This is a genomic window from Neorhizobium sp. P12A (assembly GCF_008365395.1).
Classification (GTDB): domain Bacteria; phylum Pseudomonadota; class Alphaproteobacteria; order Rhizobiales; family Rhizobiaceae; genus Rhizobium.
In genome coordinates this window covers 1-17084 of record NZ_QOVX01000008.1, presented here as the reverse complement: position 1 = coordinate 17084, position 17084 = coordinate 1, and the positions used below count along the sequence as shown (strand labels likewise).

General features: G+C 56.5%; 12 protein-coding genes and 2 pseudogenes. 3 read left to right on the top strand and 11 right to left on the bottom strand.

Going from position 1 to position 17084, the window contains the following annotated elements:
- Positions 1–29 precede the first annotated feature (29 nt).
- The 8 genes and pseudogenes from DTW90_RS21475 to DTW90_RS21440 form a co-directional block, all read right to left on the bottom strand.
- Positions 30–422, bottom strand: coding sequence for a response regulator (locus tag DTW90_RS21475; protein ID WP_132528244.1), 393 nt, complete (start codon positions 420–422; stop codon positions 30–32).
- A 144-nt stretch (positions 423–566) separates the two neighbouring features.
- Positions 567–1688: a GAF domain-containing sensor histidine kinase gene (locus DTW90_RS37640; protein WP_348642648.1), complete on the bottom strand. Its 1122-nt coding sequence runs from the start codon at positions 1686–1688 to the stop codon at positions 567–569.
- Between the two features lie 788 nt (positions 1689–2476).
- A complete protein-coding gene (locus DTW90_RS21465; RefSeq protein ID WP_149340783.1) occupies positions 2477–3790 on the bottom strand; it encodes a divalent metal cation transporter in 1314 nt (437 codons plus the stop codon).
- An 85-nt stretch (positions 3791–3875) separates the two neighbouring features.
- On the bottom strand, positions 3876–4835 hold the full coding sequence (locus DTW90_RS21460) for a hypothetical protein (protein ID WP_149340781.1): 960 nt from the start codon (positions 4833–4835) through the stop codon (positions 3876–3878).
- Complete coding sequence (locus tag DTW90_RS21455; RefSeq protein ID WP_149340780.1) at positions 4832–5872, bottom strand: hypothetical protein; 1041 nt, start codon at positions 5870–5872, stop codon at positions 4832–4834. Before DTW90_RS21455 ends, DTW90_RS21460 begins: the two co-directional genes overlap by 4 nt.
- A 948-nt stretch (positions 5873–6820) precedes the next feature.
- Positions 6821–7816 (bottom strand): IS5 family transposase, encoded by a 996-nt coding sequence (locus tag DTW90_RS21450; RefSeq protein WP_149340779.1) that lies wholly within the window; start codon positions 7814–7816, stop codon positions 6821–6823.
- A gap of 71 nt (positions 7817–7887) precedes the next feature.
- Positions 7888–8385, bottom strand: a pseudogene (locus DTW90_RS21445) (Ku protein); the annotation flags it as partial.
- A gap of 11 nt (positions 8386–8396) precedes the next feature.
- Positions 8397–9298: pseudogene (locus tag DTW90_RS21440) on the bottom strand (Ku protein).
- Between the two features lie 498 nt (positions 9299–9796).
- On the opposite strand from DTW90_RS21440, the gene DTW90_RS21435 reads away from it, so the two are divergent.
- The gene (locus DTW90_RS21435) at positions 9797–10831 is read left to right on the top strand and encodes a PAS domain S-box protein (RefSeq protein ID WP_246665001.1); all 1035 of its coding nucleotides are present in this window, start codon (positions 9797–9799) and stop codon (positions 10829–10831) included.
- A 400-nt stretch (positions 10832–11231) separates the two neighbouring features.
- Here DTW90_RS21435 and DTW90_RS21430 read toward each other — a convergent pair whose 3' ends face one another.
- Positions 11232–11726: an NUDIX hydrolase gene (locus DTW90_RS21430; protein ID WP_246665000.1), complete on the bottom strand. Its 495-nt coding sequence runs from the start codon at positions 11724–11726 to the stop codon at positions 11232–11234.
- Between the two features lie 1176 nt (positions 11727–12902).
- Between DTW90_RS21430 and DTW90_RS21425 the strand changes: the two genes are divergently transcribed.
- A complete protein-coding gene (locus DTW90_RS21425; protein WP_132528699.1) occupies positions 12903–13121 on the top strand; it encodes a hypothetical protein in 219 nt (72 codons plus the stop codon).
- A 297-nt stretch (positions 13122–13418) separates the two neighbouring features.
- Here the strand turns inward: DTW90_RS21425 and DTW90_RS21420 are convergent, their stop codons facing one another.
- Entirely contained in the window at positions 13419–13685 is a 267-nt protein-coding gene (locus tag DTW90_RS21420) for a DUF982 domain-containing protein (protein ID WP_132528698.1), read from the bottom strand.
- A 137-nt stretch (positions 13686–13822) separates the two neighbouring features.
- Here DTW90_RS21420 and DTW90_RS37180 point away from each other — a divergent pair, with 137 nt between their 5' ends.
- Positions 13823–13975 (top strand): hypothetical protein, encoded by a 153-nt coding sequence (locus tag DTW90_RS37180; RefSeq protein WP_165928054.1) that lies wholly within the window; start codon positions 13823–13825, stop codon positions 13973–13975.
- A 1982-nt stretch (positions 13976–15957) separates the two neighbouring features.
- Here DTW90_RS37180 and DTW90_RS21410 read toward each other — a convergent pair.
- Complete coding sequence (locus DTW90_RS21410) at positions 15958–16395, bottom strand: hypothetical protein (RefSeq protein WP_149340773.1); 438 nt, start codon at positions 16393–16395, stop codon at positions 15958–15960.
- Positions 16396–17084 lie beyond the last annotated feature (689 nt).

The window sequence follows — 17084 nt, the reverse complement described above, 5'->3', positions numbered from 1 at the left end:
AGTTGAAAGGCTGGGTTGCCACGGGTCATTCACGCCCGAGAAAGCTTGAGCATCCCACGAGGGACAGCCGGATTGCGCCCCTCCCTTCGTGACACGGCATACTCTATGGCGCTATTTACCGCATGAGGATCGTACGGCTTTGGCAGGATCCCGATCGCAGATTTCGAGTCGATGACTGCTTCGGGGTTTCCTGTGGTGAATATGACCGTCACGCCCCTTTCATGAAGATGGTCTGCTATCGCAGGCCCGGTGACCCCATCCCGCAGCCGTACGTCAACAAGCGCGACGTCCGCATCGGAACCGACAGCCTTGGCATCGTCGAGCGTTCCGACCGGACCGAGGATATAGTGACCCAAAGAGCGCACAGCGTCCTCGACATCCATTGCGATCAGAAATTCGTCTTCGACTATAAGAATTCTCATCATTGAATCCGGTTGGCCCATACGGGTGAAGATAGCTTGCTGCGAATTTAAACAAGCAGATGACCTTAATTAGACATCCTTAAGGTAACGAAGCGAAGTTCTGCCCGCCCGAAACTATGGTCGGACGATCAATGCCGATAGCGATTAGGCCAGTGGCATCCTGAACGAGAAGCACGTCTCCATCTCGTCCGACCTCACGTCGATTGTACCGCCATGCGCTTTGGCAATCTCCGAGGCGATGTACAGCCCGAGACCGAGTCCCTGTGTGTCAGACGCCGCGTCGCCGCGGCGGAATGGCTGGAAGAGCTTTCCGACCGTTTCGGGAGCGATCGGCGCGCCGCCGTTTATCACGCAGATCTCAAGATGCCCGCCCTCGATCTCCGCTTTGATGCGCACGGGCTGGTCCTCGGCACCATGAGTCACCGCATTCGAAGCCAGATTGGAAGACATCTGCGCGATCCGGAGAAGGTCGACGGCCACCGGAGATGGGAGATCGATATCGAGGACAATCTTCTGATCAGGATTGGCGATCCGCAGCTGGTCGACGACTTCGCGAAGCGTCTTGCCAAGATCGTGTTCCTGCAAATCCAGCGAGATTCCGGCGCCGAGCCGAGCGCGGGCGAGATCAAGAACGTTGTCGACGAGCGCGCTCATTCGGCCGATACTCGATTTCATGAGACCGAGCATCAGGGGGCTGCGCTCAGTCCATCCCTGTCTCATCAAGCTGGACCTCCCGGCGTCGATGGCGGCGAGAGGATTGCGTAGGTCATGACCCAGCACTGCAATGAACTGCTCGCGATGCTCGGACAGCTCCTTCTCGCGTTCAAGCGCGCGTTGCGTCGCCGTGAGCCTGTCGTCGGCGTCGAGATGATGAGCGATGAGTTCCGCGAATAGCTTGAAGGCACCAAGCACCTCGGGATTGTTCAGCTTTGCGGGATTGGCGTCGATGGCGCAGTGCGTTCCGAAGAAGCGCCCATCGGCAAGGATGATGGGCATCGAGATATAGCTTCGAAGTCCGTAGATTCGAGGCGTGTGATGGTTCCGGTAAACCGGGTCTTCTTGTGCATCGTCGATGACAATCACCTGCCGATGATCGCGGATCTCGTTGCAGAGCGTGCTTTCGATCGGCAGCTCGTCGCCCGGCTGAAGCCCGAAACCGACGGGATCGAGCACCTGACAGGCGATCCATCTGGATGTCGTCACCCGAGCCACCGCGGCGAATCCCATCCCGGTCATGCTAAGCACGACGTTCAGAATCGTCGGCACGGCCGCTATTCCTTGAACTCTTTCAATGTCACGATCGAGATTATCGGCACTGCCGGGCAGCTTGTCGGGGGGCCTGGGCGCGGCTTCGGCAAGGGTGCGGAGCGCCGCGCGTCTTTTCGATAGCGGTTGCCGCAGCCCCTGCGAGGGCCTCAAGAACGTCTACTTCCCACTGGGCAGGCGTGAGGGACGTGACCAGTAGGCACCGATCGCGCCGATCGGATCTTCGATCCGGACAGGGGCCATCGCGACGGCCCGCACGAAGGTGTCCGGCATAGAGTTCGCCTGGAATACGCGAGTCCTTCGATATGTCAGGGACAACCACCGTTTGGCGATTCATCGACCAGCCGCTTATGCACGCCGAGGCAGGAAACTTGTGGCCCTTCCAGAGGGGGCCGCTCGCGTCTTCCTCGATATAATGGCAGTAGTCGCCGTCCCGGCGGATGATGGCAATTCCTTCACAGCCGATGAGGGAGCGGGCTGCCATGCGAATTGTCTCGACGACCTGCTCCGGTGTCTCGGCTCGTCCCATTGCCGCGATCGCCTTTGTCAGACTGGCCAACGGCGTGGGATAATTTCCATCGGGCTGACCTTGAAGGTCGCTGCCATTTAAAGCGGACTTGCCTAACTCCGGCTGGGGCAAGAGCAGACTATCTCTCAGCCGTTCGCGTCCTTTGAGTCTGCGAACGATACCATGAAGATAGCGCATGCCCGCGGCAAGTCCACCTGTCCTTACTTCGCATGCATTATGCTCGTCGAATATTGCACACCTACCCGACAGTTGCCGTACGTCACTTGATGAAAAGCGTCACGCCCATGCCGATGGCGCATGCAGTCATTGCGGAGGTCGACAGCCAGCCGAAGACCTTGAGCCAGATGCCGATCGTATATTCGCCCATCACCTGCTCGCTGGCGGCCATGATCATCATGACGACCATGATCGGCACAGCGACCACGCCGTTGATGACGGCACTCCAAAAGAGCGCATCGATCGGATTGATGCCACTGAAATTCAAAGCTGCGCCCACGAGTGTCGCGACGGCGATGGTCATATAGAATGCCTTGGCGTCCTGCGGCTTGCGAGCCAGGCCCGTCGGCCAGCGGAACGCCTCGCCCAGCCCATAGGCCGCGGAGCCTGCGAGCACGGGAACCGCAAGCAAGCCCGTGCCGACGATGCCGATGACGAAGAGTATCTCGGCGAATTTTCCGGCAACCGGTGCCAGCGCCTTGGCCGCATCCGCCGAGCTGTTGATGTCGGTTATGTTGTGGGCATGAAGCGTCGCTGCCGCGGTCACCATGATCGACAGGGCGATAAAGTTGGAGACGCCCATGCCAGCGATCGTGTCGAGATTGATCCGTTGATTGGCATCTGCCGCCTGTTCGGGGGCGTCCCTCAAGGGATCGCGCTCGGGCTTCTCCTTGAGGTCCTCGACCTCCTGCGACGCCTGCCAGAAGAACAGATAAGGACTGATCGTCGTGCCGAAGATCGCGACGATCGCGGTCAGGAACTTTCCGGAGAATTCGATCCTTGGGACAAAGAAGCCGATGCCAAGTGCTGTCCAGTCGATTTTGACGACGAACAGCGTTGCGACGTAGGCCAGCAGCGCAAGGCTCAGCCATTTGAGGATCCGGACATACTGCTTGTATTCCATGAAGATCTGCAGGGCGGCGCAGGCGAAGCCGAAGGCCGCGACGTAGATCAGGGAGGGGCCGCCGATGATGAGCTTGGCGGCGTCGCCCATGGCTCCGATATCTGCGCCGATGTTGATGATGTTGGCGATCAGAAGCACGCCGACACAGGGAAGAACCAGCCAGTTGGAATAGAATTTCCGAAGGTTGCCGGCCACGCCTCGCCCGGTCGTGCGTCCAAGGCGTCCGCTGATGATTTGGATGGCGACCATGAGCGGATAGGAGAACAGCAACGTCCAGGTCGCACCATAAGCGAACTGCGCGCCGACCTGGGAATAGGTGGCGATGCCACTCGGATCGTCGTCCGAAGCTCCGGTGACCAAGCCGGGACCAAGGATGCCGAGGAGTCTGGGTTTCGAGGGCTCGACTATCGGACTACGGGCAATGCGATTGTCGTTTGAATCCAGTGTTGCCATCGACGACCTCCACGACCATCCTGGCTAATGCCGGATCAGGTGTCACACAACGTCCATGATGGTTTCGGGGTTCCATCTTTCGCAATCAAACCCCCGGCGGGTCGCCCCGCGCTTTAGAGGAACTTTTCTGCCCATCGGAAATTTGGTTATTGCCTACGCCCCATGTGAGCGGAGCAAGGCGCGCACCTTCCGTCCCTGGCGCCTCGCTTCCCTCAGGGGTCACCATATCTCTTGCGACTACAGCAACGATGGAAGAAAGACAAAAAGCGGCCGCTACCGCGAGACTATTATAAACACTGTCAGCGGCCAGCGCGTTGCTGATTCCAGTACCGATAGCGCTCTTTGGTGTGTAGTTGTCGGACACCCAGGTCTGAATGTCGTCAGCCGTTTTAATCGTCTGATCCTGCAGATCCTGCTCAAATGCGTTGTAAGCTTTAATCCCACCCTGATTGAATAGCTTTAAGCCAACCACAGCGGCCATTGTCTGCGCAGCTTCGTCTCCACCATTAGCGGCAACTATGTTGGCCGAATCCAGTCCTTTTGCCGACGTTACCAAGATGTTCGTTTGGTCCAGGTCTGCTGCGGCGTCGATCCCCAGCGGGGTCTTTAGAAACGCGTCAAGCTCGTCGAATTCGACCTGATTGAGCATATTAGCTGCACTCGTCTTCAGAGTATCGCCATTCATGGGAAGGCTGGTCAGGATTTGGTTCTGCTGATCAGCGGTGAGCGCGTTCCACTCCGGCGAAAGACTGAACGTAATAATAAAAGCTTGATAGCCCGCGGCCCAATCACCATTATGGCGCTGCCCGAAGTCCCACTGAAGATTCCCCGCCGTATAACCCGAATTCTCCTTGATCTGATCTGGGTGAATGGGAACACCGTTTGAGTTGAATTGTCCATCGCCACTGGCCGTCTCCCAGCCCGCCAGACCAAGACCCGGCTTTGAAGCTTCAGAACCCAACCCGACAGCGTAAAGGAAGATCGCGGATACCTGATAAAGGACGAGACCGGATACTTGTGCAGTGTTAATGGAGTTGGTCGTCATTTCGCATGCCCCTCCGTGAGTGTATTAAGTGCGTGATCGAACAGAATTTGAGCGCAATCGATGTCTGTCTTGACGCAGGCCGCCGGCAGATTCTCGCCGCGCTCGAAACCTGTGATTGCATTACTTACTGCAGCATATAGATCATCTAATTTTACAACTATATTATTGGGATTGGCGTTTGGATTAAAATATCCCAGAGGAATAACATAGATTGAATGCAGACTTGCTATGTATAAATTCCTGCTTGATACAAGAATATCTCCGGTAGTTGCTAACTCGGCATACTGGGAATTCACAGTTTTGCCATGGCTTGCCGCACACCCCCGCTCATCACCACCTTGTACCTCGTCGTTTTCGGCGTAGATGGCCTTCATCGCGAGGACGGCCTCATAAGAACTGTTGTCCCAAGTGATGCGGAGCGGGTCGGGATAGCTAAAGCAAGCAAGATTGGATGTGACAGCCTTCATCAACCTTATGCTTGCGGCGTTACGGCTATGGGAGATCGTTAGCCGATGCGCGGCGCCGTCGTCATCGTCGAAAATGATGTTGAGGTCGTCACTTTTGGTTGAGAGGGAAAAGGCGTGCATAAGCTGGTTGTCCCGCTCAATGCCCGAGGTGGCCGGCGCAGGAACAGCGCCATCCTTGCTCAAGAGATAGAATCCCTTGTCAATAAAGCCCGAGAATGCGGCCAGCGCGGGACTAGAGTGCAACTGCGTAACGACATAACTTAAGCTCGGTTCAACAAGGTATTGCAATCGCGGCGCAATCGTCTTCAAGGTGATAGTCTGTGGGCCTCGAATTTCGTCGCCAATGGCGTTATGGCGAACATCAAACGGAGCCTCTATCGGTTGTGCTTGCGCCTGACTGAAAAAACTTGCGAAGAACCAAATTGATACCAATGCCCAAACGGCTCGTCGACGTGGTGGTTGACAGTCATCCTCGACGATTCGCACACGTTGGCAAAACCGCTCGTATTCCCACGATGCCGTTCGCTTGACGGCAGAGAGCTGATCGGAGTTGAAAGACTTCAAAGACAACGCTATCCCCCCGTGCAAGCCGGCTCTCAAGATACCGTCTGGCTCGTTCTCATGTTTGGCAATTTAAAAATCTGCGTTTTACCGAGCCAAATGTGAACTCGGCACTCCTCAATCAAAGCTCACATCTCAGGGCTGAGTTCTAAAAAACCTTCCAAAAAAGCAAGTAACAGCAATCAGTGCTTCTCATCCCTCGGTTTCAATTTACGGAGATGAAGACAAAGTGAATCGCTTTGCGCAAGTGGGCATTGTCACCCAGCCACACACGTCAAGCGATAATGTCGTTTCGTAGTGTGCTACTCTGATTGGACGCAGGAGGGCTTCGATTACTCAACAGCGGCTGCGCAATTGCGTCGTACGGTCGATTTAATCGTGATGAATTAGCCGTTTTGGCTGACGATCGACCCGCGATCGAAGCTCGGGTCCGGTTCATGGTAGATGCAACCCATAGGAGATTTACACGCGCATCAAAAAAACGTGATGACAAAAGAAATTTGACCCGGCAGTCCGTGTAGACGCCAACAAATCAGCCAAAATGATCTCAAAATGATGCCTAAATGAAGTGAAACTGAAATCTGCACCAAATGCACGTCCTGCGCGATAAATCGTTCGTGATTCTGACAATCCGGTCTTGTGCGGCCTTAGGGGCGACGCTAGTGATAATTGCATTTCAACCTCATCACTTTGCTTATTGAGCTTGGTATTGCTTGTGCTCGAATGGGCAACCTACCTTCGATAGACCCTTCGATGAACGACGATAACCAAGCATCAGTACGACCGGCCGGGAAGGACGCGGCACGCCGAACTGCCTTGACCAGTGTGCTGCTGTTTGCGGTCGTTGCGGCGCTTTCGGGTTCGGCTTTCTGGTTCTGGCTGAATTCGGCCTTTGCTGCGGCAAGGCTTTGGTGCGCGGGTCGTTGAAAGAACGGCATTCCGTCTTTGATGCTGTTGCTACGGCGTTGCAGTCTTGCAGCGGACGGATTTCGGGCGTGCGCATGCCATCATTCTATTGAGGACCGAGCAGCCGATGGCGACTTCCGTCCGCTGCGCTCCGAATGAGCGCGCCCGCAGCCGGTGTCCGATGATCGATTTGTAACGACCGATCGCGGTCTCGACCAGGGATCGTTTTCCGTAGCCGGTCGCGACCTGCCACTTCATTCGGCCAGCGGTGTTGATCGCCGCAATGTGTCGGTCTCGCTGGCTCGAAGGATCGGCGTCCGGCCGTTCCACCGCATTGGCGCGTGGCGGAATGACCACCGCAGCGCCGGCGCTATGCTTGGTGACGGCGCCATAGGTGGGGTTGCCGTCATAAGCGCTATCGCCCGTGAACTGGTCGATGGGGTCATCGATCTGGTCGAGCAGCGCCTCGACCTGCGAGGCGTCGCCGGCATCCTGGTCGGTCATGACGTGCGCGATGATCTCGCCGCTGTCAGCATCCAGCGCCAGGTGCAGTTTGCGCCAGTTTCGACGTAATTTAGTGCCATGCTTTTCCTCCAGCCACTGGCCCGCACCGTAGATCTGCAACCCTGTGCTATCGACAAGGACGTGGACGGCTCCTTTCTCCGGGATGCGATCGCGATCATCTTGCCGCTTGTTCGGCAATCGTCGCTTGCTTGCCCGGCGGCTTAGCGTCGTGTGATCGGGAACAGCGAGATCCAGGCTCATCAGCTCCAGCACCGATACCAGAAGACCCTCCGTTTGCCGAAGCCCCAAGCCGAATACGAGGCCCAGCGTCAGCGCAGTCTCAATCGCAAGATCGGAGTAGCGCGGCTGGCCGCCACCCGTCGTCCGCTTCGGCGCCTGCCAGGACGACAGTGCCTCCGGCGTCATCCAAAGCGTCAAACTTCCGCGCCGACGAAGGCCTGCCTCGTATTCCGCCAAGTTCGTGACCTTGAACTTCATCTTGCCAATGCGATGGCGGCGGGAGGCATTGTGCTTGAAAGGCATTGTCACGAAGACCGGTTATTGCGATTGCCGATCACCTACGACAATGCCATTAACGATCCGCGCACCAACGCCGTCCATAGAACGATACCTTCACCACGGGGCTCGAGAACGACTGCGCGCTCCCTGCGGCCCACCACCAGCTTGGAAACGCCGACAACATGGTCGGCAGCCATGGCGTCCCTGATGACGGCGAAGGCTTCATAACCCACGGGATCATCAGGCATCAGGTAGTGAGGCTTTTCGAGATAGATCCAGTCGATGCTTTCAGCCGGCACGAATTTATCGATGTCGATCGTCTTGACGGTATCCAGCGCGACGGCGTCCAGTTCGTCGTCCGTAAGGATGACGTAGTCGTTCTCGCCGCGGGCGTACCCCTTGGCTTCATTCTCTTCCTTGACGGGCTTGCCGGTTACGGAGTCCACATATTGCGACACCACCCGGTTGCCGGTCGTCTTGTTGAGTGTATGGAAACGGACCTTCTCACTCTCGCTGGTGGCCGGCATCATAGCCACTGGGCATGTCACAAGGCTGAGCTTTAGATAGCCTTTCCAATATGGGCGCGGAGCCATGATCCACCTCCTCAGCTGGCCTTGCGCTGCGACGCGGCACCCGCCGCAGACTTCGGCGAGACCCGGCGAGCCTTTTCGGGGTTAGAACCGGGATTCGCGTTAGCGGCGGTGCGTTTCGGCTTGTCAGGTCCGCCACTTAGCATTCCGGCGCTTTCGCGCAGAGCCTTGAGCAAATCGTTCGGTTCGGAGACCTTGACTGGCTTCTTCTTTGGAAGCGCCTTGCCCTCAATCTTCGCCTTTACAGCTCGGCGACGGCCGCCTCATAGCGATCATCAAATTCGGAAGGCTTGAATTCGCCTTTTTTCGTGCCGATGATGTGCCTGGCAAGATCGAGCATCTCGCCCCGTATTTTGATTTTCGGCATCTCCTCGAAAGCCTTTTTCGAAGAGCGTACTTCGTAATCGAAATTCAGCGTCGTCGCCACGAGTCCCTTGCCGTGCGGTCTGATGAGGACGGTGCGCATGCGGCGGAAGAGAACGGTGCGCGCGATGGCGGCGACATTCGCCTTCTTCATGCCGTCGCGGAACGCGGTGAAGGCATCCGCGCCGACCCTGTCGGGTGTGAGGTAGTATGGCTTGTCGAAGAAGACGTCATCAACATCCGAGCAAGGAATGAAGGCCTCGACCTCCAATGTCTTGTTGCTCTCGGGGATTGCCGCCGCGACCTCCTCCGGATCAATCATGATGTATTGGCCATTGTCGATTTCGAAGCCCTTGGTCTGATCCTCCTTCGGAACAGGTTCCTCGGTTTCGCTGTCGATGAAGATGCGGTTGACGCGGTTGCCGGTCGCCTTGCTGATGGTGTTGAACGTGATCCGCTCCGAGGTCGATGCCGCAGTGTAGAGCGCCACGCCGCAGGTGACTTCTCCGACCTTCAGGAATCCCTTCCATTGTGCGCGATGCCCTGATGCCATGCCCGTACCTCCGACTCACAACTAACGCGAGTCAACGGCGCCTCAGATGATTCGTTGCGCTCAAATTCGAATCAAATGTCAATAGGTTAGCGCACCCTCTCCACTGCTGATTTAGGGCAATCCACGCTAGCGAAAATATCGATTTCGTCTGGGAAAGTTGCATTGAGCCGTAGCTGCCGGGTGTCTGGGCGACGACGAACACCGCCCTTGAGAGGCGCATCGCTGTGGACGAGCGGCTGCGCCGGCTTAGGCGGCATACTGGAACCCCTGCATGGACGCAACTCAACGAATCACTTTGAGGGTCGTTCCGCAACATTTGTCAGGAGAGTAGCCGGTGGAGTTCTTCCTGTCTGATAGACAATTTTGCGAGCTAGTCTCAAAGAAGGCTGGCGCGCGAATTTTTTAGGATAAAATTGTGGAATTTTCAAAAGTGCGTTCTATTTTTTACAATCGCGGGTGGGGAACATGACCGAGATATCGGAGGATTCTTCTATCGACTTGAGCCACGACGATCAGCTGCCGGGAACCGAAATCTCGGCGACCGCGGTGCAACTGCGACACGACGCTGCAGCCTTTCTTGCTGCGATTGTCGAATCTTCGGATGACCCGATCATCAGCAAAAGCCTGGACGGGGTCATCACAACTTGGAACAAGGCGGCGGAACGAGTCTTCGGCTATACCTCGGTTGAGGCCATTGGATGCCCCATTACGATACTGATCCCCGAGGAGCGCCTCGATGAAGAGCCGGCGATCCTCGCCCGGATTCATGCTGGCCAGCGGGTCGATCATTTCGAGACGGTCCGGCGCCGGAAAGACGGCAGCCTGATCGACGTCTCGCTGACGATCTCTCCGATCCGCAATGCCAGCGGCGAAATCATTGGCGCGTCGAAGATTGCTCGTGACATTTCAGAGCGCAAACGCGCTGCCGAACGGCAGGACTTGCTGCTCCGGGAGATGCATCACCGCGTCAAGAACCTGTTTGCGATCACCAGCAGCATTATCTCACTCGCCGCCCGTTCTGCTGAAACGGCCGACGGTCTCGCCAGAAGCATGAGAGACAGACTGGTGGCGCTGTCGAAAGCGCATGAGATGACGCTGCCTAGCTTCACGGGCGATGATGCGTTCCAGGAGCGATCGACAACGCTGTTCCAACTGCTCTCACTGATCCTCGCTCCTTATGACGGCGGAACAGCTTGTTGGGATCTTGAAGGCGACGATGTTGGCGTCGCCGCGAACAAGGTGACCAGTTTATCCCTGCTGCTGCACGAGTTCTCGACCAATGCCGCAAAATATGGAGCGCTGTCGGTCGAAGGCGGGAAGCTCAAGGTGGCTGTTGCTGCCGATAGCGAGATGGTCAGGATAACTTGGGCAGAGCGATTGCCGGGATTATTGCCTCAAACTGCTGCCACAGTTGGATTTGGAAGCAGGCTCGAAAAGATGATCTCGCAGACTTTAAGGGCGGAGGTCAGCAAGGAATGGAAAGCCGATGGGCTCACGATCGTTACGGATCTACCAAAAGCGTCCTTGCAATAAATTCTCAAAGCAAGCTCAGGCGCGGGCCAGGCCTCTCGTCGGCGTTCATCCATTCGAGAGACGCCTGGCTCGTTTTCAGTGCCTCCAATTCTACTAAGCTCCCAAACATGACCAAGACAATCCTCGACATTGTTCTGATGATCGCGATCGCGGTGGTCTGGGTCCTCGGTCTCGCGTGGCTAATCATCGAGGTTTCCAGAGCGCTGGGGTGGTTCGGCTGAGGCTGGTCGACCATCTCGATCAGACCTAGGTCCGATAGCAAGACGGCGTGATTTCCGGCACTATATCTTCTCTAGCTATCGCAGGGGGTGGCAAGAGTAGGGCCGCTGCCTCGGGTATTGAGTTGGGGCAGCGACCCCTTTCCCGGTGACTGTCTTTCCCGCCTGATCGTGTTGTCATGTCACGGGCGTATCTTGCTCTTGCGGTCGTGCAACAGCCGGAACAGCCGCTTCAACTCTGGCTCCCCCACCTTGACGGCGGCCTCGAAGCACGAGCACCACAAAATCTCTCGCTGTCCCTTCTCCCGATAGTGATCCAACGCTTTTTCAAACTTCAGCAAATGGACCTGGACGAGACAGGGCACCCTCTCGCCGTCGCTTAGTGACTTGAGATAGGTGAAATAACCAAATGGCTTCTTCGACACCTTCCCCGATACGCCGGCCTCTTCACGCGCCTCTTGCTCGGCCACCTGATATCCGGTTCTTCCTTCCATTGGCCAGCCTTTCGGGATTGCCCAGCGATGCGATTCCCGCGTCGTGATCAGGAGCACCTCGAGCGCTCTCGTCTCATTGTTCAGCCGATAACAAATAGCCCCGAACTGCTCGCGCGCGCCATTCACCGACAGGCCCGGCCCTATGCCTGCAAGTTGAGCCAATAGGGGCGGCTTTTTGGGCAAACCATTCTCCTTCGAATCGGGAATTCAGATAGTCAACATAGAAGCCCAACTGGAAATAGAAACACCTGCACCCTGGCGCAGATCATCGGTGCGACACTCGCCCTCCCTTCCATCGCCTATTGCATATTCTCCCGGTCGCGCGCTTAGCTACAAAGCGGCCGAGAAAGAAGGCAATGGTCAGAGACCATATCAGCCCCAGCGATTTGCAGTTGTTTTCGGATGACCTGACTCTCTGTCAGAGAGTCTTCGATCAGATACGCGACGAGACGGAGATCAAAGGGACCCAGAGAAATGACCTCCTCGCCGCGAACATCGTTCGTTTCTACAAGCAACGCATAAAGAACGAAGGTCAGCTTCTGATTTTGGCCATGACCGCTGCGATCACCTGAGGGGGTCGCACAAGCTATACCTTGGCTGATATCTAAATTATGTATACGGGCGACAGGTAGAACGTTCATCGAACGGATGGCGTACAGCCGGTGCGTTAGCCGATTTGACTCGCTATCCCCGATGTATGTGAGCGAGCGCTGGAAGCCCGTGGTTTGTTCTTGCGAGGAGCGTAGAACAGCCCTCATCTAGCTCGTCGGAGCCCGCTTTGTACCCCTCTGCCGGCTCCTTCTGCCGCAAGGCCGCCACTGACTATTAGAACAGCGGAACGATCGCCGCGAGGACCGAGCGCGCATTGGTCGCCGCAACTTTTCGAGGCCTCAGAAGTTGGAGGTTCACGCAAGGTGAGTGGAGACCAAAATGGCCGGGTTTTATTTCCTCAGTCATGATCTCGACGGGGACTTCGTCAATGAAGAGCCGTACCAATTTAATGATTTGATCGGCGCAATTGAAGCCGCAAAAATCTGCTCTCGCAGAAATGGCCGCGGACGGCATCCCGCTCCAGAACGGGGGTGTCATGTCGATCGAAGTCCAGAACGAAGGTCGCGCCACTGTCGCGCATCTTTGGCTTCGATTCTCGATCCACTTCATTCAAGGAGTGTCAACTTGAGCGCCGACGCTTGGGAACTGACCTCGTGCCACTGACGACCTAACTTTCGCTCTTGGCGGAGTGTAAGTCTTGAACCTTGAATGCAGACGCACAAGTGCTAGGTAAAGCTGTAACTTTGTCACCTCACGCCATTCCCGCTGCCGGGCATCTTTCGAACTGTGCGCACATTTGAAGAGCAAATGAACCCTCCCGCTCCCCGCGACACCGCCCCTACCCCTGTCGCCGTTACCCAGCATGTCGAGTTGCTGCGGCAGGAGATCGAGGAATTATTGGATTCAAAATTCCGCGCCTATGGAAGCGCAAATCTAAACGCCGCTGAAGTCGCTCGGCTCGATAGCGAAATTGAACGCCTCAATGCGATTATTGCACGTTATCGCACCCTCGGGCTGCTGGGCTGATCGGACATGGCACAATCTCGCCCCATGCAGGTTTCCAATTCGCTCACTCCCATGGTGAGCGGAGCCGGGCGCCAAACGCACCCACACCCGAAAGCGTCTGGCTCACCCCCTCTTCCTTGACGGCTTTCACCGCGTTCCCTTCGAGACACCTTCCTTCTGCGCTTCTAGCGGACTTCGTGGTTTTGGGCAGCGGCAGCGCGCGCCATCCTCAGCGCGTCCTTCGTGGGGTGCTCATGTCAAGAGTCCCTAGTTTGTTTAGGTGGCTGAAGGAGGGCGGATCCATGAAGTTCAGGGCTACTACGCGAAAATCCGGGTTGCGATCGCCGCCTCCACGAACCGTTCCCGGGCGACCTCGGCGCTACCATGCCGGACGAGCGCATCCAGGCAGCGGCGCTTGGCCTCCAGGTACTGTCGGCTGCTCGTTTCAGGCCAGCGACGCAACAGTATGCCAAGCGCGACGTCCGGTCCGTCGACACGCTCGCGGGGACCCTTCCCCATCCGGACAAAGACGGGGCTGCGCCAAAGAACGTGAAATTCCAAATTGATGATCTGAGTGTTCCGCATGGCTCCTCCTAAAGCGGGAGAACTTCGTACAATGGCCAGGGTTCCTGAAGACGAAGAAGGATACACCGCCGGACGATGTCCAGACTGGCGCATCAAGCGATCTCGCCCGCCATGCTCGCGCAGCGAAGGACGAGGATATGATCGACCAATCGAAAATCAAGGAACATGCGGACGTCATCGCCTTCACCGACGTGAGCCTCGTGGCCGAGTGGAGAATGGCCCATTTCGCCTGTCGGTGTGCAAAAGTCGCCGTGACGATCGAGGCGGAGGAAGGCGGCGGCACCGTCTGAGCCGCATCCGAAGCAGCGCCGCCTATCAATGGCGGCGTCTCAGTACCTTCGTGCCGCGGTGTCGGGGTCGAATATCAGCGCGTCGGATCGCAGACATTCCTCGCAGATCCCGAAGCCTTCCTCGTCGAAATCGTTGGCGCTTTTCGGTCTACGGCAGCACTCGCAGATCATCACCGCGCGACATAATTTTTCCGGTACGAGAAACTCGACAAGCAGTCTCGTGCCGGCGCTTCCAGCAGGCTCTCCCATGACGGCCTCCTCGCCTGACTTGATTTTATCGAGATGGAGATTGCGGGCCAAGAAATCCAGCCCCGAATTTGATGGCGGTATCTGGATTGCTGCGCCGGGGGGCTTACCTGCGGTCGGCACCCAGAGCCTTCTCAAAAGGGGTACTCCGGCGGGACGAATTGCCATCTATCATAATATCAAACAATCTTCCTGGGGTCGCTTGGACGGGGTCGCCGCCTGTCGTCTCAGCGATTTCGGTGAAACACCGACCCAACCTTAACCCCGCATAGGCCCAGCCATGCGGGCTTTTTTTACCCGCTAACATTCCGCCCTGTATAGGCGTTGGTGTCGCTTGGTTAGAGGCGACGAAAGTCAAGCTTACTTGCTAAGCTTACCGGCAACCTTCCATTGATATTTCTGCAGTGCGTGCAATTTGTGCTTCGGTTCACGCGAGTGGCGCTTAATCGATCCGATCGGCATTTGAAAAAGCCGGAAGCACACGTCGAAGAGCAATCGACGCGGAAGCGTATCCGCATCGGGCGCGTCGACTGAATTCCGAGGCGCGCCCTTGGTTGGGAATTACCGTTGACGCATCGACTCATCTCCCAACCAGGAGTAGGATTAAATCGTCGGTATCCAATCCGTAGGCGCTCGCGGCTAAGAGCATAATGCTACCGCCTGCGAAGAATGGGAGAAGGGACATGCGCGACGATCGGTCTTATGTGAGTAGGATGCTTTTCAGGATGGCCACGCACTACACTAAAGACCCAACCGCTGCCAGCTGTCTTGCACAAGAAACCCTCGACTATATGCTCGACGATCAGAGCCTCACCACTGGCGTACCGACCGTAGGCTGTGGATGATTATGCATCATCTCGCCAGGGCCAAGTTTCTGCGCGAGCGGGCGAATAAGGCAGCTTTAGAAAAAACGAATGCCGCGTCCACGAGGAGCGCACTCCAATCCTTTAAACAACCCATGTATGGTCATGAGCGCTGGCGTCCTTGGCTAAGCTCCCATACCCTCGGGAGGTGTAGGCAGGAACACAAGTAAATGCCTGCAATGATTATGCGGAGTAAAGTAGCGCCGGGCCCTTTACGGCGGTTGGCGCCACGGTCGAGCCTGTACAAAACTGCAGTTGCGGCAATGTCCGAAGAAGAATTCTGCAAGCGATTTGAAGATCGTGTTCGCCTTCACTGTCGCTCGGGGAAAAGGCCATTTGCGATGGTCCCGGAAGAATACTGCGCACGGGTCGCGAAACTTTGGTGGCAGGAATTGCATGGCGAGCTCTGGACACCAGAAACGTGCGCCGATGAGGACTCCTACTACTGGTGAGGAACATACCCACACCGATACTTCTGGTGGCGGCTCCCGCGCCCGGCCCTTAAGAACCGGTCCATTGGAACCTTAGCCGCAGAGGTTCGTCTATTGCATGGTTCTACCCATCAAATGTCTGCATCATCTGCCCGCCTCTGCGGACTCTTTTTTGGGATCAATTTCCAGTCGCCAATCGATTCGTCTCGCCTTAGTAGGCAAAAGCTGGCCTTCCGATCTTAATCCTGCGTTAAGAGGCGTGGGTCAAAGGTAAACCCAACTTGGGGCCGCCTCATGAGGTTGGCGGCAAGGAGCTTCCCGGCTCCCGAAACATGACGTTGATCGACTCGAGCTCTCGTTGAAACAGCATCCACTCTCAAAGGCAGCTTCTGGCTGCCTTTTTTTCGTTGGGTGCAAGGCAGAAAACCTAATTCGCCACTGGTCAGGGTGGTGATGAGTTTTCTGGCCGGGTGCTGGCGACATTCCCGCTGTCAATGCCAGGCGCCGAGTTCCCGACGAGCCTCACCCCGATCACGATTATTCCAGCCCAAATGGCAATTGAAAACGTAAAGGCAAGCATGAGATAGCGGAGGCGCGTTGACATGCCCCAACCTACCTCCGTTAGGTGAGCGCGGCTTCCCCGAAAACTTACCAATAGCATTGAAGGGGTGCGTCTCGGGTCTTCATTGATCGGCCGTCGAACATATTGGGGTGCGGGGTGACGGCCCACGGTATCGTAGATGCCGAACGGATGATCTTCGAAATAGTCTTCCTGCTGTTCGGCAAACGAGAAATTGCGGCGGTTGTAGAAGATATCGATCTCCAAACCTAAGGTTCTGTTGACAAAGTGTTTCTGCCAATGCGACCGGGCGGACATCATGACGGCACTTCGGGTCTATGATCTCAAAGATCGCGTTCTTGCGCTTGATCTCAGAGACTTGCTGCGACTTTTGGCCCCTCGCTCTTTAGAAGCACGCTGGGTAGTCTCGACAGTCAAGTCGTCAAAGCCCGGGCACGAGTGGTTTGGGGCTACCGGTGAAGGGGGGCGAATGGCTTGAGGGGTTGGCGCAAGACGATGGCGAGCTTTCGGGCTCTGATTTAGTCACCATAGCCGAGAACACACGGCAGGTTATCTGGGGAGAGTTTGTCGGCTCGGCGCCCACGCAGTCAAACAAGCCGTGGGTGGTAATTCGGGCGGTCGATAGCACGTTCTATGAGATCGATTCGGATGACGAGGCGGTGCTGAATAAGATTCGCTCGACCTATAAAGATGTCCGAACCGGGGAGGCTCCGACTACGTCATGGCTCTCGGACCTTGATTAGGGTTGGGGTGCTAAAAACATCAAATTCTTGAAAGCCGGTACCACGGTCAGCCCTTATACTGCCCAGGCTTCCCCAAATTTAGAACATGAGGAAGCCCCTGATTGATACCAGGTGCAAGCAGGCTATAGCGCGGCGATCAGGATGAGACGGTTGCGACAATCTGGATGAGATTCTTAGGTCGCGGTCGGGATCAAATTATCACGCTGATTGCCGCTGACAAGTTCTTCGTCGTTTTCTGATTGCCGC

Coding starts and splice junctions, on each gene's coding strand:
- DTW90_RS21475 (WP_132528244.1), bottom strand. CDS start 422: ATGAGAATTCTTATAGTCGAAGACGAATTTCTGATCGCAATGGATGTC.
- DTW90_RS21465 (WP_149340783.1), bottom strand. CDS start 3,790: ATGGCAACACTGGATTCAAACGACAATCGCATTGCCCGTAGTCCGATA.
- DTW90_RS21460 (WP_149340781.1), bottom strand. CDS start 4,835: ATGACGACCAACTCCATTAACACTGCACAAGTATCCGGTCTCGTCCTT.
- DTW90_RS21450 (WP_149340779.1), bottom strand. CDS start 7,816: ATGCCTTTCAAGCACAATGCCTCCCGCCGCCATCGCATTGGCAAGATG.
- DTW90_RS21425 (WP_132528699.1), top strand. CDS start 12,903: ATGAACCCTCCCGCTCCCCGCGACACCGCCCCTACCCCTGTCGCCGTT.
- DTW90_RS21420 (WP_132528698.1), bottom strand. CDS start 13,685: ATGCGGAACACTCAGATCATCAATTTGGAATTTCACGTTCTTTGGCGC.
- DTW90_RS37180 (WP_165928054.1), top strand. CDS start 13,823: ATGATCGACCAATCGAAAATCAAGGAACATGCGGACGTCATCGCCTTC.
- DTW90_RS21410 (WP_149340773.1), bottom strand. CDS start 16,395: ATGATGTCCGCCCGGTCGCATTGGCAGAAACACTTTGTCAACAGAACC.